We start from the raw sequence: 21619 nt of genomic DNA, 5'->3' as shown, positions 1-21619 counted from the left end.
AGCGATTCCTTATCTGATGGTGTCAGTGAAATGACATTGGCCCGATTGTAACGGTGTTGTCACCGATAAGAACGGATTCACCGCGCAACAATAAAAGGATTTGTTACTGAATCCCCGGGGGTTACCCGCAGTACCTCCACCTGTGTGGTCAGCCCCGCCTTGACCTTTTGCAGGCCGGCCATGCGCAGGCTGCACATGCCCTGGTTGATGGCCGCCTGGCGCAGGGCCTGAACGTCGGCGCCGGGTGTGATCAGTGCCTTGAGGTCTTCGTCCAGTACCATGACCTCGTAGAGCCCGGCGCGGCCCCGGTAACCGCTGTGCCTGCATTCCACGCAGCCAATCGCCTCATGGGTTTCACCCGCCACGCGCTTGCAATGCGGGCACAACAGCCTCACCAAGCGCTGCGCCATCACGCCCAGCAACGTGGCCTTGATCAAATAATGCGCAATGCCTAATTCCTGCAGGCGGCTGATAGCGCCGGGGGCGTCGTTGGTATGCAGGGTCGATAGCACCAAATGCCCGGTCAGTGCGGCCTGGATCGCCATTTCTGCGGTTTCCTGGTCGCGGATCTCGCCGATCATGATGATGTCCGGGTCCTGGCGCAGCAGGGCGCGGACGCCGCTGGCAAACGTCAGGTCGATATTGTGCTGCACCTGCATCTGGTTGAACGCCGGCTCGACCATCTCGATCGGGTCTTCCACCGTGCACAGGTTGACCTCCCGGGTCGCCAGTTGCTTGAGCGTGGTGTAGAGGGTGCTGGTCTTGCCTGAGCCGGTTGGCCCGGTGACCAGGATGATGCCATTGGTCTGGCGCGTCATGGCATGCCAGCGTTGCTGGTCTTCAAGGGAGAGGCCAAGCTGGTCAAAGTCCTTGAGCAGCACCTGTGGGTCGAAAATCCGCATCACCAGTTTTTCGCCAAAGGCGGTGGGCAGGGTTGAAAGGCGCAGCTCAACTTCCGTACCCGTTGGGCTTTTGGTCTTGACGCGGCCGTCCTGGGGCTTGCGTTTTTCCGCCACGTTCATGCGGCCCAGGCTTTTCAGGCGGCTGACCACTGCCACCGTGACCTGGGGCGGGAACTGATAGACGTCGTGCAGCAGCCCATCAATGCGAAAACGTACGCGGCCCTGCTCACGGCACGGCTCGATATGAATATCGCTGGCCCGCTGGCCGAACGCGTACTGCAGCAGCCAGTCGACGATATTGACGATATGCGCGTCATTGGCGTCCGGCTCCTGGTCGGTGGCACCGATGTTGAGCAGGTCGGCAACCCCTTGAGGGGCCGCCTTTTGATCTGCACCGCTGACGGACTTCGCCAGCCGGTAGAACTCGCCGATACAGCGTTGAATTTCCTGGGGGTTGGCAACCACGCGCGTGATCGAGCGCTTGAGCACCTGTGCAAGCCCGGCTTCCCAACTCGTGAGGTGGGGCTGGGCGCTGGCGATGGTGACGGTTTGCGCGTCCACCGCCACCGCAAGGATGGCGTGGCGTTGGGCGAATGCATAGGACATCAGCGGCACCATCTTCGCCGCGTCGATCTTCAGCGGGTCAATACGCAGATAGGGTTGCCCCGCATGCTGGGCCAGCCAATGGGTCAGGGTTTCCAGGCAGGGCCCCTCGGCGGCGATGCACTCCAGCGGGTGCCGGGCGTTGTTGGCGGGCTGGGCCGACAGGCGCTGCGCAACCTCAGGCGTGATCAGCCCCGCATCGACCAAAGCCGGTAACAGCTGCTGCAGTTCCAATCGTTGATCAACGGGCATGAGGGCTTCCTGGGGCTGGGACGTAAATCCCAGGCTAGTCAGCCCGCGCATATCCGCCTCCCAGGGTGTATTGCAGGCTTTTACCGAGCTGCCGTAGCCAGCGCCGTAAGCCCCATGGAATCGGCTGGGCGCAACTCCAGCGCGCAGACGCTGATCAGGTTTCGAATCTTTTCACCGATCACCTGGGCGCGGTGCCAGCTCAGGCCATCCATCACGATGTCGATGTGCAGCAGGTCGTTGTGGCGGGTCACGGTGACCTGACTGGGCGTCAGGAACTGCAAGGCAAAGTAGTTGAGCACACGGCAGAGTACGTCGGGCTCAGCCTCGGCGACGATCTGATAGAGCGCTTGGCAATGGGCATTGTTGACGGCCCAGGCATCGACGCGGGTGGCAGGCGGGGTGGTTTCGACGGCGTACATGCTGACTCTCCAAGTTCGACTGGAGAAATTTTTACATGGCGCATCGGAGATTTCTTATCGAAAGTAAGCCTTATTGGCGATAATTCGATTAAGTTAATTCAAGATATTCAACATTGAAGGTATTTTTATGCAAAGCGACTTGGACGCCTACGACCGCCGCATCCTGGCCCTGCTGCAAGAGGATGCCTCGCTCTCCAGTGCACAGATTGCCGAACAGGTCGGCCTGTCCCAGTCGCCGTGCTGGCGGCGCATCCAGCGACTCAAGGAAGAGGGCGTGATCCGGGGCCAGGTTACGCTGTTGGATCGCAAGAAAATCGGCCTGAATACGCAGATCTTTGCCGAAGTGAAACTCAACGCCCACGGCCGATCCAACTTCACCGAGTTCACCGAGGCGATTCGCGGGTTTCCGGAGGTGTTGGAGTGTTACGTGCTGATGGGGGCGGTGGATTTTCTGCTGCGTATCGTGGCATCGGATATCGAGGCGTACGAGCGGTTTTTCTTCGACAAGCTGTCGATGGTGCCGGGGATTCAGGAGGTCAATTCGATTGTGGCGTTGTCGGAGATCAAGTCTACTACCAGCCTGCCAGTATTGCGCTGACAGGGCCGGCCCTATCGGGGGCAAGCCCCCTCCTACACTGACTGTGTTCACAAATAGAAAGTTGTGAACCCAATCCAATGTGGGAGGGGGCTTGCCCCCGATGGCGATCTTACAGGCGCAGCAAAGTCTTCCACGCACGGTTCTGATACACCGCAATCGCCTGATGCATACGCGCATCCAGCGATTCGTCGGTGATCGGCTGGTTGGCCAGTTGCACCAGCTTGTTCAGCTCGCCGTACAGGCGGTCCATTTCCGCGATGTCGACCACGTGACGCGCGTGGTGCAGCCAGGCCTGGATGCGCTCGATGCGCGGCAGCTGCTCGGCGAGGTCTTCCGGTTGCTGCTGGTAGCGCGGCAGTTGCAGGGCGACGGCATCGTCCGCCAGCAGGCGCGGCAGCCAGTTGGTGATTTGCGCGGCACCCTGGCGGTTTCCACGCACGTTGCGGTCGGCCGTCCAGGTGCGGGCCAGCAGCCAACGCGACAGGTTCAGTGAGAACAGGCCCCAGCGCACGTCGTCCAATTCTTCGACGAATTGCTCCGGCGCGGCTTTGCGAATGTCTTCATCGTCATCACCGGCCTGGACCAATGGGCGCCAGTCTTCCAGCAGGGCATCCAGTGCGCTGCGCAGTTCGCTGGTGGATTGACGCGGTGCGGCCTGGCCGAGGCTGCCGATCAGGGCGCGCAGTTCGCCGAGGTTATCCACCCAGTCCTGCAACAGGCGCCAGTGGCCATTGAAACGATATTGCTCGGCCAGGCGCTGGCTGCTGCCCAGCAGGTGCCACATGATCGCGGCGAAGGCATCATCCAGCGGCATTTCGGCGTGGATCGCCGGTGCGGGCAGGCTCAGCGAGTAGCTGCTGGCGTCGTAGAGGCGGTAGCCGCGCTCGGCCTTGCTGATGTCACACGGCATCAGGGCCAGGGTGGCGGCCAGCTCCGCGGCCAGTTCCAGCAGGGCAGCCGGCTCGCCTTCGCGCAGTTCCAGTTCCAGCTCGCAGATTTCTTCCTTCTGCTTGCCGACCACCACATGGCCCAGGTCCAGGGCGGCCTCGATCACGACTTTGGCCTTGCCACGGCCCCAGGCGATTTCGGCGCGTTCGCGCACGAAATCGGTGGTGAAGATCGGCTTGAGGGTTTTTTTGTCCAGCTCGGCCAGTTGCTCGGGCCAGCATTCGCCGTCGAGTTTCTTCACGTCGAGCTTGGCTTTGGGCAGGTCCCAGTTGTACTCATTGCGTTCCGACAAGCCGGCGACGCTCTGGCCACGGGTCTTGAGGGTCTGGATGATTTCATCACCGTCCTTGCGCAGGCGCAGGGCAACCTTGGCCTGGGCCAGGTCGCGCTCGGGGGTGTCGAAATACTGGTTCATCAACTCACGGCGTTCCCAGCCACTTTTGTTGCGTTTTTTCAGTAGCGGGTGCTCACGCAGCGCGGCGAGTGTTTCGCGGCTGACGCGGAGCTTGATTTCGGTTTCTTTCTGCATGGCCGGAAAATCCAGGATCGGGAGCGCAGCCGGGAAAAAGAGTGGCTGCCAAGGTCGTGCAGTGTACAGGACTGAGCCCGGCAACGTGCCGCAACGGTTTATTGTGTCGTGCAGATGGCTCTATAGTGGGGCTCATCCGGGAAGTTGAGAGACCGCGCATGCCATTACCCACCATGAAAGAGCAGTTCGCCGCGCTGATTGCCGCGCCGTCGGTCAGTTGCACCCAAGCGTCTCTCGACCAGACCAACCGCCCGGTTATCGATTTGCTCGCCGGTTGGCTGGGCGACCTGGGGTTTGCCATCGACATCCAGCAAGTCAGCCCCGGCAAGTTCAACCTGCTGGCCAGCTTTGGCAGTGGGCCCGGCGGGCTGGTGCTGGCCGGGCATAGCGATACCGTTCCTTATGACGCGGCGTTGTGGAAGACCGATCCGCTTAAACTGACGGAAGTCGACGGCCGCTGGGTAGGGTTGGGCAGTTGCGACATGAAGGGCTTTTTCGCCCTGGCGATTGAAGCCGTGTTGCCGCTGCTGGATCAGCCGTTCAAGCAGCCGCTGTTGATTCTCGCCACCTGTGACGAAGAAAGCTCCATGTCCGGTGCCCGCGCGCTGGCCGAGGCCGGCCGCCCATTGGGCCGCGCGGCGGTGATCGGCGAGCCGACGGGCCTCAAGCCGATCCGCCTGCACAAAGGCGTGATGATGGAGCGTATCGATATTCTCGGGCGCAGCGGCCATTCGTCGGACCCAAGCCTGGGCCATAGCGCCCTCGAAGCCATGCATGATGCCATCGGTGAACTGCGTGGCCTGCGCCTGGCGTGGCAGCGTGAATACCGCAACCCGCAATTCAGTGTGCCGCAACCGACCATGAACTTCGGCTGTATCCATGGCGGCGACAACCCCAATCGCATCTGCGGCCAGTGCTCCCTGGAGTTCGACTTGCGCCCGCTGCCGGGCATGGACCCGCAAGTGTTGCGCGCCGCTATCCGGCAGAAGCTCGAACCCTTGGCCGAACGCCATCAAGTCAAGATCGATTACGCGCCATTGTTCCCTGAAGTGCCGCCGTTCGAGCAGGCCGAAGACGCCGAGTTGGTGCGGGTAGCGGAACGATTGACGGGCCATCGTGCCGAAGCAGTAGCGTTCGGCACCGAAGCACCTTATCTTCAGCGCCTTGGTTGTGAAACCCTGGTGCTCGGCCCTGGCGATATCGCTTGCGCCCACCAGCCGGGTGAGTACCTCGAAATGTCACGCTTGACGCCTACAGTGCGTCTATTGCGGGAACTGATCGAGCATTACTGCCTGAAGCCGGCATAAATTAACCCCAGTCCATTCGTACATAAGGAGAGCGAGCGTGTCGCCAAGCCTGTTCCGACGATAACCATCAGCCCGCTGTGCGTTTTCACGATTCATCCTTTTTCGGCTGCTTTTTATTACAGGCCCAGGTGTTATGCCCGAATACGTCAATTGGCTTCGTCACGCTTCGCCCTACATCAACGCTCACCGGGACTGCACCTTTGTGGTCATGCTGCCCGGCGACGGTGTGGAACATCCCAACTTCGGCAATATCGTCCACGACCTGGTGCTGCTCCACAGCCTGGGCGTGCGGCTGGTGCTGGTGCACGGTTCGCGCCCGCAGATCGAGGTACGCCTTGAAGCACGCGGCCTGACCCCGACTTACCACGAAGGCATGCGCATCACTGATGCCGCGACACTGGAGTGCGTGATCGACGCGGTCGGCCACCTGCGAATCGCCATCGAGGCGCGCCTGTCGATGGACATGGCCTCGTCGCCGATGCAGGGCTCGCGCCTGCGCGTGACCAGCGGTAATTTCGTGACGGCACGTCCTATCGGTGTATTGGAAGGCGTTGACTACCACCACACCGGCGAAGTGCGCCGGGTCGACCGCAAGGGCATCAACCGCCTGCTGGATGAGCGCTCCATCGTGCTGCTGTCGCCACTGGGTTATTCGCCCACCGGCGAGATCTTCAACCTGGCCTGCGAAGACGTCGCCACCCGCGCCGCCATCGACCTGGGTGCCGACAAGCTGCTGCTCTTTGGTGCCGACTTGGGCCTGATCGACGAAAATGGCCGCCTGGTGCGCGAGCTGCGCCCTCAGCAAGTGCCGGCGCACCTGCAACGCCTGGGCAACAACTACCAGGCTGAATTGCTCGACGCCGCGGCCGAGGCGTGCCGTGGTGGAGTAGGGCGCAGCCATATCGTCAGCTACGCCGAAGACGGTGCCTTGCTCACCGAGCTGTTCACCCGCGACGGTGGCGGTACGCTGGTGGCCCAGGAGCAGTTCGAGCTGGTGCGTGAAGCGGCGATCGAAGACGTCGGTGGCTTGCTCGACCTGATCAGCCCGCTGGAAGAGCAGGGCATCCTGGTACGCCGTTCACGGGAAGTGCTGGAGCGTGAGATCGAACAGTTCAGTGTGGTCGAGCGCGAAGGCATGATCATCGCTTGCGCGGCGTTGTATCAGATCGCGGATTCGGACGCAGGCGAGCTGGCGTGTCTGGCAGTGAACCCGGAATACCGCCATGGCGGGCGCGGTGATGAGCTGCTGGAGCGCATCGAAACCCGTGCCCGGGCGCAGGGCTTGAAGACCTTGTTCGTGCTTACCACGCGCACCGCCCACTGGTTCCGTGAGCGGGGCTTTGTGCCGAGCACGGTTGACCGGCTGCCATCGGCGCGGGCGTCGCTGTACAACTATCAGCGTAATTCGAAGATTTTCGAGAAGGCTCTGTAAACGCTTTTTCGCAAGTGAAGCAGGTCCAAATGTGGGAGCGGGCTTGCTCGCGAAGACGGTCTATCAGCCACACATTTATTGGCTGATACCCCGCTTTCGCGAGCAAGCCCGCTCCCACATTTGATTGTGTTTAATCTTTGATGAATTTGTCGGTCACAAACGCCGAATAGTCTGGCAACACCGTCTCAACCTTGCCCTGCTCCTTCAAAAATTTCGCCGTTTCCCCAATTGCCTTCGCCGTGCCGCCCTTCAGCAGCGCGTCGGTTTGCTGTGCCTGGGCATCCGGGAACGTCGTGCCGGCCAGCAGCTCGGGAATGTCCGCCGCATTCGAACCTGTCAATTTAGCGATTTTCTGCACGGGCTCGGAGTCCACCGTCCAGCGGTCTTTATGCGCCGCATAGTCGGCAAACGAATCCAGAGTGACCTTGGCAAACTTGGCCACTACGTCAGGATGTTTTTCCGCAAAGTCCTTGCGTGCCACCCACACCTCAAAGGTTGGCGCGCCCCACTGGCCCAGCTGGGCCGCGTCTGTCAGGGTCTTGCCGGTCTTGCGGATTTCCCCGAGTGCGGGTGACCACACGAACGCACCGTCGATATCACCACGTTTCCACGCGGCGGCAATTTCGGCCGGTTGCAGGTTCACCACTTTGACTTTCTTGGTGTCCAGCCCCCAATGCTTCAGCGCGCCGAGCAGGCTGTAATGAGAGGTTGATACAAAAGGCGTGGCGATGGTTTTACCCACAAGGTCTTCGGGTTTGTCGATGCCGCTGCCGTTGCGCACCACCAAGGCTTCAGAAGTGTTGATCTGCGCCGATACGATGAAAGCGACGATAGGCAGGTTGCGCGAAGCGGCTGCGGCGAGAGGGCTGGAACCGAGGTTGCCGATTTGTACATCACCCGAGGCAATAGCGGTTACGACTTCCGGCCCACTGTTGAACCGGCGCCAGGCAATTTTCTCGCCAATGGCTTTTTCATAGAGGCCATCGGCCTGTGGGACTTTGCTGGGATCGATGCCCGTTTGATAGCCGACCGTTAAATCGGCGGCTTTGACACCAAAAGAAAGTATTAGTGACACAAAAACTGTAACAAATTGACGGGAGGATGTGCCTTTGGCCATGATGGCGTCGCCTTTTTGATCGTGGGTGACGTATGCAGCAGTACGGCCACACTAATCGATCTAAAAAAGCTCTAACAAATACCCTTTAGGAATTAGCTTATGGGGCGGTGCGTCTACGCTGACCTGTCCGCGTCATACAAAGGCTTATTCCTGGATCGTATGAAAAAGAATGAAATAATTCTTTTTGGGTGTATGAAAAACTCATTACCCTGCAGGGACCAAATCAACTGTGATTAGACGAAGGTAGTAGACACACAAGGTTACGATTGACTTGTCAGTCACTATCCGGTGCTAATCGCGCATCTGTGGATCGAGGGCGTCAGACCCGAGACCAAAGAAATACAAAAATTAGAAATGAGAGGAGCGGTACATGAAGAAGTCCACCTTGGCTTTGGCTGTAGCTTTGGGCGCAATCGCCCAGCAAGCAGGCGCTGCCGGTTTCATCGAAGACAGCAAGGCTACACTGGGTCTGCGTAACTTTTACATCAACACCGATAACCGTGACGACGCTACCAAAGCGGCCGGCGCGCAGAACAAGCAGGAAGAATGGGGCCAGGCTTTCGACCTGCGTTTCATCTCCGGCTACACCCAGGGCACCGTGGGCTTCGGTCTTGACGCTATCGGCCTGCTGGGCGTGCGTCTGGATTCGGGCGGCGGCACCAACGGCGCTTCCGGCCGCACCGCGACCAACGCTGGTTCTTACGGCGGCACGGTTTTCCCGAGCAAGTCCAATGGCGAAGCCGTTGATAACTACTCCAGCCTGGGCCTGACCGCCAAAGCCAAGATCTCCCAGACCGAACTGAAGCTGGGTACCCTGCAACCTAAGCTGCCGGTTATCGTGACCAACGACGGTCGTCTGCTGCCGCAGACCTTCCAAGGTGGCCAGATCACTTCGGGCGACATCAAGGACCTGACACTGGTTGCCGGTCAGATCGAAAAGGCCAAAGGTCGTAACTCCAGCAACGTCGAGAACCTGTCTATCGCAGGTGCCAACGGCCGTACCGCCGCTGGCCGTGACAGCAACAAGTTCTACTACGCCGGTGGTGACTACAAGATCACCAAGGACCTGACTGCCCAGTACTACTACGGCAATCTGGACCAGTTCTACAAGCAACACTTCCTGGGCCTGCTGCACAACTGGGCTATCGGTCCTGGCGTGTTGAAAACCGACCTGCGCTACTTCAATAGCCGCGCTGACGGTAACAACAGCAACGACGCCAACTACTTCACCAGCGGTGACTACGGCACTAACGCTGCCGGTAATAACATCGTCAAGGGTAAAGTCGACAACAACCTGTACAGCGGCCTGTTCCTGTACTCGGTGGCGGGTCACACCTTCGGTGGCGGTTACCAGGTCAGCAACGGCGACAGCGACTTCCCATGGCTGAACCAAGGCGACGGTTCGTCGGCTTACCTGACCACTGACTCGCAAATCGCCAAGTTTGCCCGTGCTGGCGAACGTACCTGGCAGGCTCGCTACGCTTATGACTTCGCCAAGATTGGCGTACCTGGCCTGACCGCCGGTGTGGTTTACCTGCGTGGCGACAATATCGACACCCGTGGTAACACCGGTAATCCACAACGTGCTACTAACGCCAACGGCGCGAACGAGTGGGAACGTGACATCACTGTTGCCTACGTCGTACCAGAAGGCCCGCTGAAGAACGTTGGTGTGGCATGGAAAAACGCCATGTGGCGCAACGACATTCCTGGCCAGCGTAACCAGGACGAAAACCGTCTGATCGTCAGCTACTCGCTGCCACTGTTCTAGTAGCGTGAAGCTGTTGTAAGACTGTAAAACCTTGCCCGGCGCACGCCGGGCAAGGTGTTATTACTTTCAAGTCGGGCTAAACCCCCGCAAGCCCTTCCTGAACCCCTCTTTGTACAGCGTCTCAAGGCCTTCTCGAACCTTGAAACCGATGTTGCGCCTCGCTCGCTCCCGCGTCCAATGAACACATTTTTAATATTCCTTTATCGTCTAGATAAATCGATATTTATTCTTTTTAAATAATCCGCAATCCATGCACAGTGGGCTCCATAAGCACTCACCAGGAGCCACACCATGAGCCTAAGACTGGGCGATATCGCCCCCGACTTCGAACAGGATTCCAGCGCCGGCAAGATTCGTTTCCACGAATGGCTGGGCGATAGCTGGGGTGTGTTGTTTTCCCACCCGGCGGACTTCACCCCGGTGTGCACCACCGAGTTGGGCTTCACCGCCAAGCTCAAGGACGAATTCGCCCAGCGCGGCGTCAAGGCCATCGCCCTGTCGGTGGACCCGGTGGACTCGCACCACAAGTGGATCGAAGACATCAACGAAACCCAGAACACCATCGTCAACTTCCCGATCCTGGCCGATGCCGACCGCAAGGTCTCCGACCTCTATGACCTGATCCACCCGAACGCCAGTGACACCCTCACCGTGCGCTCCCTGTTTGTGATCGACCCGAACAAGAAAATTCGCCTGACCATCACCTACCCGGCCAGCACCGGCCGCAACTTCCACGAAATCCTGCGGGTTATCGACTCGCTGCAGCTGACCGACAACCACAAGGTCGCCACCCCTGCTAACTGGCAGGACGGCGATGAAGTGGTGATCGTGCCGTCGCTCAAGGACGAGGAAGAGATCAAGAAGCGCTTTCCGAAGGGCTATCGGGCGGTGAAGCCGTACCTGCGGCTCACCCCGCAGCCTAACCGGTAACGCAGAACCCATATGGGAGCGGGCTTGCTCGCGAAAGCGGTGTGTCATTCAACGAATTATCAACTGACATTCCGCATTCGCGAGCAAGCCCGCTCCCACATTTGATCGCATTTCATAGCTCACAATGCAGGGGTTTTCAGGCCGTTTTTACGGCCTTTTTTTTCGCCTGGCGGTTCAGTTCTCTCATATGCATTTAAAGAATAAACAAATGAAAAAATAAGATTTATAGATATATAAATCTGCTGATATGGTCTGTTCCATCTTGGCGCCATCGCCACACAGCGAACCGCCGGCACTTGCTTAAGGAATTCCTGCATGTTGGTCGTAACACTTGGAGGCAGTCCCAGCCAGCGTTCGCGCTCCGGGGTGTTGCTGGATAAAACCCGTCAGTGGTTGCAAGACAAAGGCGTTGAAGTAGTGAGTTATCAGATACGGGACTTCCCGGCCGAAGACTTGCTGCACGCGCGCTTCGACAGCCCCAAGGTCATCGACCTGTTGCAACAGGTGGCTAACGCCGATGGCCTGGTGATCGCCACGCCGGTGTACAAGGCTTCGTTCTCCGGCGCGCTGAAAACCGTGCTCGACCTGCTGCCCGAACGTGCCCTGGCCCACAAGATTGTGTTGCCGATGGCCACCGGCGGCAGCATCGCCCACATGCTGGCAGTGGACTACGCCTTGAAGCCGGTGTTGTCGGCGCTCAAGGCCCAGGAATTGCTCCACGGCATTTTTGCCGAAGACAGCCAGATCGCCTATGGCGAAGGCAGTGCCCAGGCGCAACTGGTGCCTGTGCTCGAACACCGTTTGCACGAGGCCTTGGAAACGCTCTACAGCGCCATGGCCCGTCGCCCGAAACCGTTGGACCCCCATGTGTTGAATGACCGTTTGTTAACTGCTCGCTGGAGCATTTAAGCCTTACCCCGACATCGAGAAACACTCACCTTACTCAGCCGCCAACGGCCAAGCAGGTGCAGCCAAAACCCTAATCGTATATTTGGAGAGAGCGCCATGCGCACTGTCATCTTGCGTCGTGGTCTGGTCGCACTGTTTGCTGCGGCTGTGTCCTTCGGCGCCATTGTTCAAGCCCAAGCCGCCGAGACCCTGCGGATCGGTTACCAGAAATACGGCACGCTGGTGCTGCTCAAAGCCAAGGGCACCCTGGAAAAACGCCTGGCCGCCCAGGGCGTGCAGGTGCAATGGACCGAGTTCCCGGGTGGCCCGCAATTGCTCGAAGGCCTGAACGTGGGCTCGATCGACTTCGGCGTCACCGGTGAAACCCCGCCGGTGTTCGCCCAGGCTGCCGGTGCCGACCTGCTCTACGTGGCCTACGAGCCGCCAGCGCCGACCAGTGAAGCGATCCTGGTGCCGAAAGACTCCGCGATCAAATCGGTGGCCGAGCTCAAGGGCAAGAAAATCGTGCTGAACAAAGGCTCCAACGTGCACTACCTGCTGGTACGTGCCCTGGAAGACGCCGGCCTGAAATACACCGACGTACAAACCGTGTTCCTGCCGCCGGCCGATGCGCGTGCCGCCTTCGAGCGTGGCAGCGTGGATGCGTGGGTGATCTGGGACCCGTACCAGGCCGCCGCCGAGAAACAACTGCAAGCGCGCACCCTGCGTGACGGCACCGGCATTGCCGACAACCACCAGTTCTACCTGGCGACCAAGCCCTACGCCGAGCAACACCCTGAAGTGATCAAGGCACTGATCGAAGAAGTGCGCGCCGTGGGCGAATGGTCCAAAGCCAACCCGCAGGAAGTCACTGAGCAAGTGGCACCGCTGCTCGGCCTGCCGGCTGACATCACCCTGACCTCAGTCAAACGCCAAGGCTACGGCGCGCTGTTCCTGACCCCGGAAGTGGTCGCCGCCCAGCAGAAAATCGCCGACACCTTCTACCAACTCAAATTGATCCCCAAACCCTTGAGCATCAAGGACGTGATCTGGACGCCACCCGCCGCCGTTGCCAAAGCGCCGTAATCCGACTTCTTCAGGAGACAACTCCATGAGCCTCAATATTTTCTGGTTCCTGCCTACCCACGGCGACGGCCATTACCTTGGCACCGCCGAAGGCGCTCGCGCCGTTGACCACGGTTACCTGCAGCAAGTGGCCCAGGCCGCTGACCGCTTGGGCTTCGGCGGGGTGCTGATCCCCACCGGGCGGTCCTGCGAAGATTCGTGGCTGGTGGCCGCCTCGCTGATCCCGGTGACCCAGCGGCTTAAATTCCTGGTTGCACTGCGCCCCGGGATCATTTCCCCGACGGTGGCTGCGCGTCAGGCGGCGACCCTGGATCGCCTGTCCGGCGGCCGCGCGCTGTTCAACCTGGTCACCGGCGGTGACCCGGAAGAATTGGCCGGCGATGGTTTGTTCCTCACCCACGAAGAGCGCTACCAGGCCTCGGTGGAATTCACCCGTATCTGGCGCCGCGTGCTGGAAGGCGAAACCGTCGACTACGACGGCGAGCACATCAGCGTCAAAGGCGCCAAGCTGCTTTACCCGCCGATCCAGCAACCGCGCCCGCCGTTGTACTTCGGCGGTTCCTCCGAAGCGGCCCAGGACCTGGCAGCCGAACAGGTGGAAATGGTCCTGACCTGGGGCGAGCCGCCGGCGGCAGTCGCGGAAAAAATTGAGCAGGTGCGGGCCAAGGCCGCCAAGCTCGGGCGTTCCGTGCGCTTCGGCATTCGCCTGCATGTGATCGTGCGCGAAACCAACGAAGAAGCGTGGAAAGCCGCGGACAAACTGATCTCCCATCTGGACGACGACACCATCGCCCGTGCCCAGGCTTCCCTGGCGCGCTTCGATTCGGTCGGCCAGCAACGCATGGCGGCCTTGCATGGCGGCAATCGCGACAACCTCGAAGTCAGCCCCAACCTGTGGGCCGGGGTCGGCCTGGTGCGCGGCGGTGCCGGTACTGCGCTGGTGGGCGATGGCCCGACCGTGGCCGAACGGGTCAAGGAATACGCGGCGCTGGGCATCGACACGTTTATCTTCTCCGGTTATCCACACCTGGAAGAGTCGTATCGCGTTGCTGAACTGCTGTTCCCGCACCTGGATATCGAACGTCCCGAGCTGCCGAAAAGCGCCGGTTACGTGAGCCCGTTCGGCGAAATGGTCGCCAACGACATCCTCCCCAAAGCTGCGTCGCAGAGCTGAGGCAGCCTATGAATTATGAAAAATTGAGCCATCGCGTGGCGCCCTGGGTGCTGCCGATTCTGTTGCTGGCGGTGTGGCAGTTGTCGGTGTCGGCGGGCTGGTTGTCGACGCGCATCCTGCCGGCACCCAGCGCGGTGATTGAAGCCGGGATCAACTTGGTACGCAGCGGCGAAATCTGGACCCACCTGGCCATCAGCGGTTGGCGTGCCGGCCTGGGCTTCGTGATCGGCGGCAGCATCGGCCTGGCCCTGGGTTTTATCACCGGCCTGTCGAAATGGGGCGAGCGCCTGCTGGACAGCTCGGTGCAGATGATCCGCAACGTGCCGCACCTGGCGCTGATTCCGCTGGTGATCCTGTGGTTCGGCATTGACGAGACGGCGAAGATTTTCCTCGTCGCCCTGGGCACGCTGTTCCCGATTTACCTCAACACCTACCACGGCATCCGCAACGTCGACCCGGCGCTGGTGGAAATGTCGCGCAGCTACGGCCTGTCCGGGTTCAGCCTGTTCTGGCAAGTGATCCTGCCGGGCGCGCTGCCTTCGATCCTGGTGGGTGTGCGTTTTGCCCTGGGCTTTATGTGGCTGACGCTGATCGTGGCGGAAACCATCTCCGCCAGTTCCGGTATTGGTTACCTGGCGATGAATGCCCGTGAGTTCCTGCAAACCGACGTGGTGGTACTGGCCATCGTCATGTACGCCATTCTCGGCAAGCTGGCCGACCTGGCAGCGCGTGGCCTGGAGCGGGTGTGGCTGCGCTGGCACCCGGCGTATCAAGTCAATAAAGGAGGTGCGGCATGACGGCTCAACAACCTCCGCGCCTGCTCAAGGGGATTCCCCTGGCGGTGCGCAAGCTGCGCAAAGCCTTTGGTGCGCGGGAAGTGCTCAAAGAGATTGACCTGCATATTCCGGCGGGCCAGTTCGTGGCCGTGGTCGGTCGCAGCGGCTGCGGCAAAAGTACTTTGCTGCGCCTGTTGGCCGGCCTCGACAAAGCCAGTGGCGGCGAGCTGCTGGCCGGTTCCGCGCCCCTGAGCGAAGCGATCGAAGACACGCGCTTGATGTTCCAGGAAGCACGCCTGCTGCCGTGGAAAAAGATCATCGACAACGTGGGCCTGGGCCTCAAGGGCAACTGGCGCCCCAAAGCGCTGGAAGCCCTGGAAGCGGTAGGCCTGGCCGAGCGCGCCGATGAGTGGCCAGCGGCGTTGTCCGGTGGCCAGAAGCAACGCGTGGCCCTGGCCCGTGCGTTGATTCACCAGCCGCGCCTGTTGCTGCTCGACGAGCCTCTGGGCGCGCTGGATGCCCTGACCCGTATCGAGATGCAGCAACTGATCGAAAACCTCTGGCAGAAGCACGGCTTTACCGTGTTGCTGGTGACCCACGATGTCAGTGAAGCCGTGGCCATCGCCGACCGGGTAATCCTGATCGAAGACGGCGAAATCGGCCTCGACCTGATCGTCGACCTGCCGCGCCCACGCGCCCGGGGCTCACATCGCCTGGCCGCGCTGGAGGCCGAAGTGCTCAACCGTGTGCTGTCGCTGCCCGGCACGCCGCCGGAACCTGAACCTGTTTCACCGCTGCCTACGCAATTGCGTTGGGCTCAATAACTCACTTGTCCCTGAAGGAAGAACAACATGACTATTAAAGCCATCAACGTCCGTAACCAGTTCAAAGGCACCATCAAGGAAATCGTCGAAGGCGACGTGCTGTCGGAAATCGACGTGCAAACCGCCTCCGGTATCGTGACGTCGGTGATCACGACTCGCTCGGTCAAAGAGCTGGAACTGGTGATTGGCAGCGAAGTGATTGCCTTCGTTAAGTCCACTGAGGTGTCGATCGCCAAGTTGTGATTGGGAGTTGCGCTGCTTTTAAGGCCGCCTTCGCGAGCAAGCCCGCTCCCACATTTGAATACATTCCAAAGTTGGAACTCGGTCAAATGTGGGAGCGGGCTTGCTCGCGAAGAGGCCATCCCAGCCACCCCAAACCTCAACGCTTGGGCAAATACGCCGGCAAATACAACCCCACATACGCATCAAACACCCGCATCCCTTCCTCCGCCATGCGCGGCGTAATCTGCCCATGCTGATGCACCGAACGCGCATACACGCGGTCGCTCAGTTCCAGGGCCAGGGCAAACACGTCGACATCGTCGGGTAGCGTCGGCACCTCGAAGTGGCGGTTGAACACTTCCAGCATCAAATCCCCCAACTCCAGATCATGCTGGCGGTCGGCCTGAGTCACTTCGGTGAGCCCATGCTGGGCCAGGATCAACTGGCGTGCGGCGGCGTCCTGGTCATAGATGGCGAGCATGCGCTGCTCGACGATGTAGGACAGGTCCCGCCAGTGCTTGAGTGAAGCGTGCTCAATGGGTGCCTGAATGGCCGCGCGAAAGGCGGCGTGCACATCGGCCGTCAACGCCTCCAGCAGCGCCGGCACGCTGGCGAAGAAGTGATACACCGACGACGGCGGAATCTGCGCCCGTTCGGCCACGCTGTAGATCGACAAACCGGCCACGCCTTCGGCGGCCAGCAACGTGCGGGCGGCGTCGAGGATCGCGTCGATCCGGGCCTGGCTGCGGGCGCGGGGTTTGCGCGGGGTGGCGGGGCGGGTGGTCATGGAAGTCTCCTACAAGGCAGAGCGCATTGTATGAGCAGGGAGGTGTGTTGTCTGCCAGGCCGCCTTCGCGAGCAAGCCCGCTCCCACATTTGAACTGGTTTCTTCAGGACAACTCGGTCAAATGTGGGAGCGGGCTTGCTCGCGAAGAAGCCAACGCGGTCTACCGCAGAAACCCATAAAAAAACGCCGCGGACCTAAGTCAGCGGCGTTCTCTCAATGCTGCAACCGCTTACACGGTATGCAGGTACCAGTTGTACTCAAGGTCGGAGATGGAGTGTTCGAACTCTTCCAGCTCGCTTTCCTTACAGGCAACGAAGATATCGATGTATTTAGGATCGATGTACTTGGCCATCACCTCGCTGTCGTCCAACTCGCGCAGGGCATCGCGCAGGTTGTTCGGCAGGCTTTGTTCATTCTGCTCGTAGCTGTTGCCTTCCACCGGTGCGCCAGGCTCGATCTTGTTGGTCAGACCGTGGTGCACACCCGCCAGGACCGAAGCCATCAGCAGGTAAGGGTTGGCGTCGGCGCCGGCGACACGGTGTTCGATACGTACGGCGTCGGACGAGCCGGTGGGTACGCGAATCGCCACGGTGCGGTTATCCAGGCCCCAGCACGGCGAGTTCGGCACGTAGAACTGTGCACCGAAACGGCGGTAGGAGTTGACGTTAGGGCACAGGAACGCCATTTGGGCGGGCAGGGTCTCGAGCACACCGCCGATCGCGTGACGCAATGCGGCGTTCTGCTCGGGATCCTCGCTGGCAAAGATGTTCTTGCCGTCTTTGTCCAGGATCGAAATGTGCACGTGCAAACCGTTACCTGCCTGGCCTGGGTAAGGCTTGGCCATGAAGGTGGTGTCCATCTCATGGTCGTAGGCGATGTTCTTGATCAGGCGCTTGAGCAGTACCGCGTAGTCGCAAGCCTTGATCGGGTCGGCCACGTGGTGCAGGTTCACTTCGAACTGCGCCGGGGCACTTTCCTTGACGATGGCGTCGGCCGGGATGCCTTGCTCTTTTGCACCTTCCAGGATGTCCTGGAGGCAGTCGACATATTCGTCGAGGTCGTCGATCAGGTAGACCTGTGTCGAGTGCGGGCGTTTGCCGGAGATCGGCGAGCGGGGCGGTTGTGGGCGGCCGTTCACGTTCTCCTGGTCGATCAGGTAGAACTCAAGCTCGAAGGCGGCGCAGATGGTCAGACCGAGGTCGTCAAATTTGCTTACAACTTGGCGGAGCACTTCGCGCGGATCAGCGAAGAAAGGTTCACCTTCAAGTTCGTGCATGGTCATCAGCAGTTGCGCGGTAGGGCGCTTTTGCCAGGGTTCATTGCACAGGGTATCGGGGATCGGATAACAGATTCGGTCAGCATCACCGATGTCCAGACCCAGGCCGGTGCTTTCCACCGTCGAGCCGTTGATATCCAGGGCAAATAAAGAGGCAGGCAGGTTAATGCCCTTCTCGTAAACCTTGTGGAGGCTGGTGCGTTCGATGCGCTTGCCGCGCACCACACCATTCATATCCGCAATTAGAAGGTCTACGTACAGAACCTCAGGATGATCCTTAAGGAACGCGTTCGCTTCGTTAAGCTGAACGGCACGCGGGGGTACCGACATGATGCAACACCTTTGTTGTTAAAAATATCAATCATTGATCTTTTCTGGTTTCAGTCAACCCGAACGGCATGCCGAAGTCAAGCGAGGGCTTTTTTGCCCTAAAAAAGCGCCGCGAAGGCTTTTTTGGGGCGTTTTGGGGCGATTTTTTCGGTTTGATCGCCTTGGGACTCGCAGGCTTGAGCGGGCCGTGTTGTATTTTTTACGGGGGTGTTGTGTAAAAAAATGAACAAGGCTAAGCTCGATTCAAACCCATAACAGCAATAATACCGGGGTGCTTCATGTTTCACCTGCCGCCGCCCGGCGTCTTGGCCTGCATCAGCCAGGCTCCGTCCGCAGTCCGTTCGTCCCGCGTGAACGCCCACGCACCGGCCAATATTCTTGACGGCCCGTCTGACCTCTCCTTTGCTTCCTCGCCTGCCTCTGACCAGCGCCCTTGCGGTGTGCTGATCATGATTCTGCACGACTTTGGCTTGAGGAATGCAACGCTGCAGCAAATGGCAGGTAAGCTCCTACCCTGAATGAACCAGCGACGCGGATGCTGCGTCAACCAACGCCTGGCCTTTAATGGATGCCAGGAAACCCAGCCCAGAGGCATTTATGAGTAACAACCTCGACCAGCTCACCGATTGGTTGAAAGACCACAAGATCACAGAAGTCGAATGCATGATTGGCGACCTCACCGGCATCACCCGGGGCAAGATCTCGCCGACCAACAAGTTCATCGCCGAAAAAGGCATGCGCCTGCCCGAGAGCGTGCTGTTGCAGACCGTGACCGGCGACTATGTCGAAGACGACATCTATTACGAATTGCTCGACCCGGCCGACATCGACATGATCTGCCGCCCCGACCAGAACGCGGTGTTCCTGGTGCCCTGGGCCATCGAGCCCACCGCCCAGGTGATCCACGACACCTACGACAAGCAAGGCAACCCGATCGAGCTGTCGCCTCGCAACGTGCTCAAGAAGGTGCTCAAGCTCTATTCCGACAAGGGCTGGCAGCCCATCGTGGCGCCGGAGATGGAGTTCTACCTGACCAAACGCTGCGAAGACCCGGACTTCCCGCTGCAACCGCCGATTGGCCGTTCCGGGCGCCCGGAGACTGGTCGCCAGTCCTTCTCTATAGAAGCGGCCAACGAATTCGACCCGTTGTTCGAAGACGTCTACGACTGGTGCGAACTGCAGGAACTGGACCTCGACACCCTGATCCACGAAGACGGCACCGCGCAGATGGAAATCAACTTCCGTCACGGCGATGCGTTGTCCCTGGCCGACCAGATCCTGGTGTTCAAGCGCACCATGCGTGAAGCCGCGCTCAAGCACGACGTGGCCGCCACCTTCATGGCCAAGCCGATGACCGGCGAGCCTGGCAGCGCGATGCACCTGCACCAGAGCATCATCGACATCGCCACTGGCAAGAACGTCTTCTCGAATGAAGACGGGACCATGAGCCAGCTGTTCCTCAACCACATTGGCGGCCTGCAGAAATTCATCCCGGAATTGCTGCCGCTGTTTGCCCCCAACGTGAACTCGTTCCGCCGCTTTCTGCCGGATACCTCGGCACCGGTGAACGTGGAGTGGGGCGAAGAAAACCGCACCGTCGGCCTGCGCGTACCGGATGCCGGCCCGCAGAACCGCCGTGTGGAAAACCGCCTGCCAGGCGCCGACGCCAACCCGTACCTGGCGATTGCCGCCAGTTTGCTGTGTGGCTACATCGGCATGGTTGAAGGCCATAACCCGAGCGCGCCAGTGGTAGGGCGTGGTTACGAGCGGCGCAACCTGCGCCTGCCGTTGACCATCGAAGACGCCCTGGAACGCATGGAAAACAGCAAGACCATAGAGAAATACCTGGGTCAGAAATTCATCACAGGCTACGTCGCGGTCAAGCGGGCCGAGCATGAAAACTTCAAGCGCGTGATCAGTTCGTGGGAGCGGGAATTCCTGCTCTTCGCCGTCTGATGCGCCGGGCGCACCCTTTAAACGGTGCGCCCTTCACTGAAAAGTCTAGGAGATTGGTATGTCCAGCAACAACCCGCAAACCCGTGAATGGCAAGCCTTGAGCAGCGATCATCACCTGGCGCCGTTCAGCGACTTCAAGCAATTGAAAGAGAAAGGCCCACGGATCATCACCAAAGCCCACGGTGTTTACCTGTGGGACAGCGAAGGCAACAAGATCCTCGACGGCATGGCCGGCCTGTGGTGCGTGGCGATCGGTTACGGTCGCGATGAACTGGCTGACGCCGCCGCCAAGCAGATGAAAGAACTGCCGTACTACAACCTGTTCTTCCAGACCGCACACCCGCCGGTGCTGGAGCTGGCCAAGGCCATTTCCGACATCGCACCCGCCGGCATGAACCACGTGTTCTTCACCGGTTCCGGCTCCGAAGGCAACGACACCATGTTGCGTATGGTCCGCCACTACTGGGCGATCAAGGGCCAGCCGAACAAGAAAACCATCATCAGCCGCAAGAATGGCTACCACGGCTCCACCGTGGCCGGCGCCAGCTTGGGCGGCATGACGTATATGCATGAACAGGGCGACTTGCCGATCCCGGGCATCACCCATATCGCCCAGCCTTACTGGTTTGGCGAAGGCGGCGACATGAGCCCCGAAGAATTCGGGATCTGGGCCGCCAACCAGCTGGAAGAAAAGATCCTGGAACTGGGCGTGGACACCGTGGGTGCCTTTATTGCCGAGCCGATCCAGGGCGCCGGCGGCGTGATCGTGCCGCCTGCCACTTACTGGCCGCGCATCAAGGAAATCCTCGCCAAGTACGACATCCTGTTTGTCGCCGACGAAGTGATCTGCGGTTTCGGCCGTACCGGTGAGTGGTTTGGCAGCGACTTCTACGACCTCAAGCCGCACATGATGACCATCGCCAAGGGCCTGACCTCGGGCTACATCCCTATGGGTGGCTTGATCGTGCGCGACGAAGTGGTCGAAGTGCTCAATGAAGGCGGCGATTTCAACCACGGCTTCACTTACTCCGGCCACCCGGTGGCAGCGGCGGTGGCCCTGGAAAACATCCGCATCATGCGCGATGAAAAAATCGTTAACAGCGTGCACGACGAAACGGCACCGTATTTGCAGAAACGTCTGCGGGAACTCGCGGATCACCCGCTGGTGGGCGAAGTGCGTGGTGTGGGCATGCTCGGTGCCATTGAACTGGTACAGGACAAGGCCACCCGCAAGCGTTATGAAGGCAAGGGCGTGGGCATGATTTGCCGCAACTTCTGCTTCAACAACGGCCTGATCATGCGCGCCGTGGGCGACACCATGATCATTTCGCCGCCGCTGGTGATCAGTAAGGCTGAAATCGACGAGCTGGTGACCAAGGCGCGTACGTGCCTGGACCTGACTTTGGCGGCATTGCAGGGCTAAATGCTAGGCTCAGTGCCAAGCGCACTGGGCAGTTACAAATGTGGGGGCTTTGGTTGAAAGCCGGCCCCT

At 60.0% G+C, this 21619-nt stretch carries 19 protein-coding genes; 13 read left to right on the top strand and 6 right to left on the bottom strand.

Annotation, left to right across the window (positions count from 1 at the left end; translation table 11 throughout):
• Positions 1-77: 77 nt before the first annotated feature.
• On the bottom strand, positions 78-1757 hold the full coding sequence (locus tag CXQ82_RS29795) for a GspE/PulE family protein (RefSeq protein WP_101273497.1): 1680 nt from the start codon (positions 1755-1757) through the stop codon (positions 78-80).
• An 80-nt stretch (positions 1758-1837) separates the two neighbouring features.
• Complete coding sequence (locus CXQ82_RS29790; RefSeq protein ID WP_101273496.1) at positions 1838-2176, bottom strand: hypothetical protein; 339 nt, start codon at positions 2174-2176, stop codon at positions 1838-1840.
• 127 nt (positions 2177-2303) lie between these two features.
• On the opposite strand from CXQ82_RS29790, the gene CXQ82_RS29785 reads away from it, so the two are divergent.
• On the top strand, positions 2304-2774 hold the full coding sequence (locus tag CXQ82_RS29785; RefSeq protein ID WP_101273495.1) for an Lrp/AsnC family transcriptional regulator: 471 nt from the start codon (positions 2304-2306) through the stop codon (positions 2772-2774).
• 109 nt (positions 2775-2883) lie between these two features.
• On the opposite strand, the gene CXQ82_RS29780 is transcribed toward CXQ82_RS29785, so the two are convergent.
• Positions 2884-4251: an inorganic triphosphatase gene (locus CXQ82_RS29780; RefSeq protein ID WP_101273494.1), complete on the bottom strand. Its 1368-nt coding sequence runs from the start codon at positions 4249-4251 to the stop codon at positions 2884-2886.
• 158 nt (positions 4252-4409) lie between these two features.
• On the opposite strand from CXQ82_RS29780, the gene argE reads away from it, so the two are divergent.
• Both argE and argA read left to right on the top strand, forming a co-directional pair.
• A complete protein-coding gene (argE, locus tag CXQ82_RS29775) occupies positions 4410-5558 on the top strand; it encodes an acetylornithine deacetylase (RefSeq protein WP_101273493.1) in 1149 nt (382 codons plus the stop codon).
• 133 nt (positions 5559-5691) lie between these two features.
• Positions 5692-6990, top strand: coding sequence for an amino-acid N-acetyltransferase (argA, locus tag CXQ82_RS29770; RefSeq protein ID WP_101273492.1), 1299 nt, complete (start codon positions 5692-5694; stop codon positions 6988-6990).
• 130 nt (positions 6991-7120) lie between these two features.
• On the opposite strand, the gene tauA is transcribed toward argA, so the two are convergent.
• Positions 7121-8107 (bottom strand): taurine ABC transporter substrate-binding protein, encoded by a 987-nt coding sequence (gene tauA / locus CXQ82_RS29765; RefSeq protein WP_101273491.1) that lies wholly within the window; start codon positions 8105-8107, stop codon positions 7121-7123.
• Positions 8108-8477: 370 nt separating this feature from the next.
• On the opposite strand from tauA, the gene CXQ82_RS29760 reads away from it, so the two are divergent.
• The 8 genes from CXQ82_RS29760 to CXQ82_RS29725 all read left to right on the top strand — a co-directional run bounded on the left by CXQ82_RS29760 (position 8478) and on the right by CXQ82_RS29725 (position 15799).
• Positions 8478-9878: an OprD family porin gene (locus CXQ82_RS29760; RefSeq protein ID WP_101273490.1), complete on the top strand. Its 1401-nt coding sequence runs from the start codon at positions 8478-8480 to the stop codon at positions 9876-9878.
• A 291-nt stretch (positions 9879-10169) separates the two neighbouring features.
• Positions 10170-10808: a peroxiredoxin gene (locus tag CXQ82_RS29755; RefSeq protein ID WP_016978988.1), complete on the top strand. Its 639-nt coding sequence runs from the start codon at positions 10170-10172 to the stop codon at positions 10806-10808.
• Positions 10809-11123: 315 nt separating this feature from the next.
• Positions 11124-11717, top strand: a complete 594-nt coding sequence (ssuE, locus tag CXQ82_RS29750; RefSeq protein ID WP_101273489.1) for an NADPH-dependent FMN reductase — start codon at positions 11124-11126, stop codon at positions 11715-11717.
• 96 nt (positions 11718-11813) lie between these two features.
• The gene (locus tag CXQ82_RS29745) at positions 11814-12782 is read left to right on the top strand and encodes a sulfonate ABC transporter substrate-binding protein (protein ID WP_101273488.1); all 969 of its coding nucleotides are present in this window, start codon (positions 11814-11816) and stop codon (positions 12780-12782) included.
• A 25-nt stretch (positions 12783-12807) separates the two neighbouring features.
• Positions 12808-13956, top strand: a complete 1149-nt coding sequence (ssuD, locus tag CXQ82_RS29740; protein ID WP_101273487.1) for an FMNH2-dependent alkanesulfonate monooxygenase — start codon at positions 12808-12810, stop codon at positions 13954-13956.
• Positions 13957-13964: 8 nt separating this feature from the next.
• On the top strand, positions 13965-14753 hold the full coding sequence (gene ssuC, locus CXQ82_RS29735; protein ID WP_101273486.1) for an aliphatic sulfonate ABC transporter permease SsuC: 789 nt from the start codon (positions 13965-13967) through the stop codon (positions 14751-14753).
• Positions 14750-15556, top strand: a complete 807-nt coding sequence (gene ssuB / locus CXQ82_RS29730; protein WP_101273485.1) for an aliphatic sulfonates ABC transporter ATP-binding protein — start codon at positions 14750-14752, stop codon at positions 15554-15556. Before ssuC ends, ssuB begins: the two co-directional genes overlap by 4 nt.
• 27 nt (positions 15557-15583) lie before the next feature.
• Complete coding sequence (locus CXQ82_RS29725) at positions 15584-15799, top strand: molybdopterin-binding protein (RefSeq protein WP_003213899.1); 216 nt, start codon at positions 15584-15586, stop codon at positions 15797-15799.
• Positions 15800-15935: 136 nt separating this feature from the next.
• Here the strand turns inward: CXQ82_RS29725 and CXQ82_RS29720 are convergent, their stop codons facing one another.
• Entirely contained in the window at positions 15936-16565 is a 630-nt protein-coding gene (locus CXQ82_RS29720) for a TetR/AcrR family transcriptional regulator (RefSeq protein ID WP_101273484.1), read from the bottom strand.
• 229 nt (positions 16566-16794) lie between these two features.
• The gene (locus CXQ82_RS29715; RefSeq protein WP_003213894.1) at positions 16795-18171 is read right to left on the bottom strand and encodes a glutamine synthetase family protein; all 1377 of its coding nucleotides are present in this window, start codon (positions 18169-18171) and stop codon (positions 16795-16797) included.
• A gap of 597 nt (positions 18172-18768) precedes the next feature.
• Here CXQ82_RS29715 and CXQ82_RS29705 point away from each other — a divergent pair.
• Together CXQ82_RS29705 and CXQ82_RS29700 are read left to right on the top strand one after the other, a co-directional pair.
• Positions 18769-20127, top strand: a complete 1359-nt coding sequence (locus tag CXQ82_RS29705) for a glutamine synthetase family protein (protein WP_101273482.1) — start codon at positions 18769-18771, stop codon at positions 20125-20127.
• A 58-nt stretch (positions 20128-20185) separates the two neighbouring features.
• Positions 20186-21550: an aspartate aminotransferase family protein gene (locus tag CXQ82_RS29700; RefSeq protein WP_101273481.1), complete on the top strand. Its 1365-nt coding sequence runs from the start codon at positions 20186-20188 to the stop codon at positions 21548-21550.
• Positions 21551-21619 lie beyond the last annotated feature (69 nt).

It is taken from the genome of Pseudomonas sp. S09G 359, from assembly GCF_002843605.1.
Lineage (GTDB): Bacteria > Pseudomonadota > Gammaproteobacteria > Pseudomonadales > Pseudomonadaceae > Aquipseudomonas.
The sequence above is the reverse complement of the archived record's forward strand: the minus strand, read 5'-3'. Positions and strand labels throughout refer to the sequence as shown.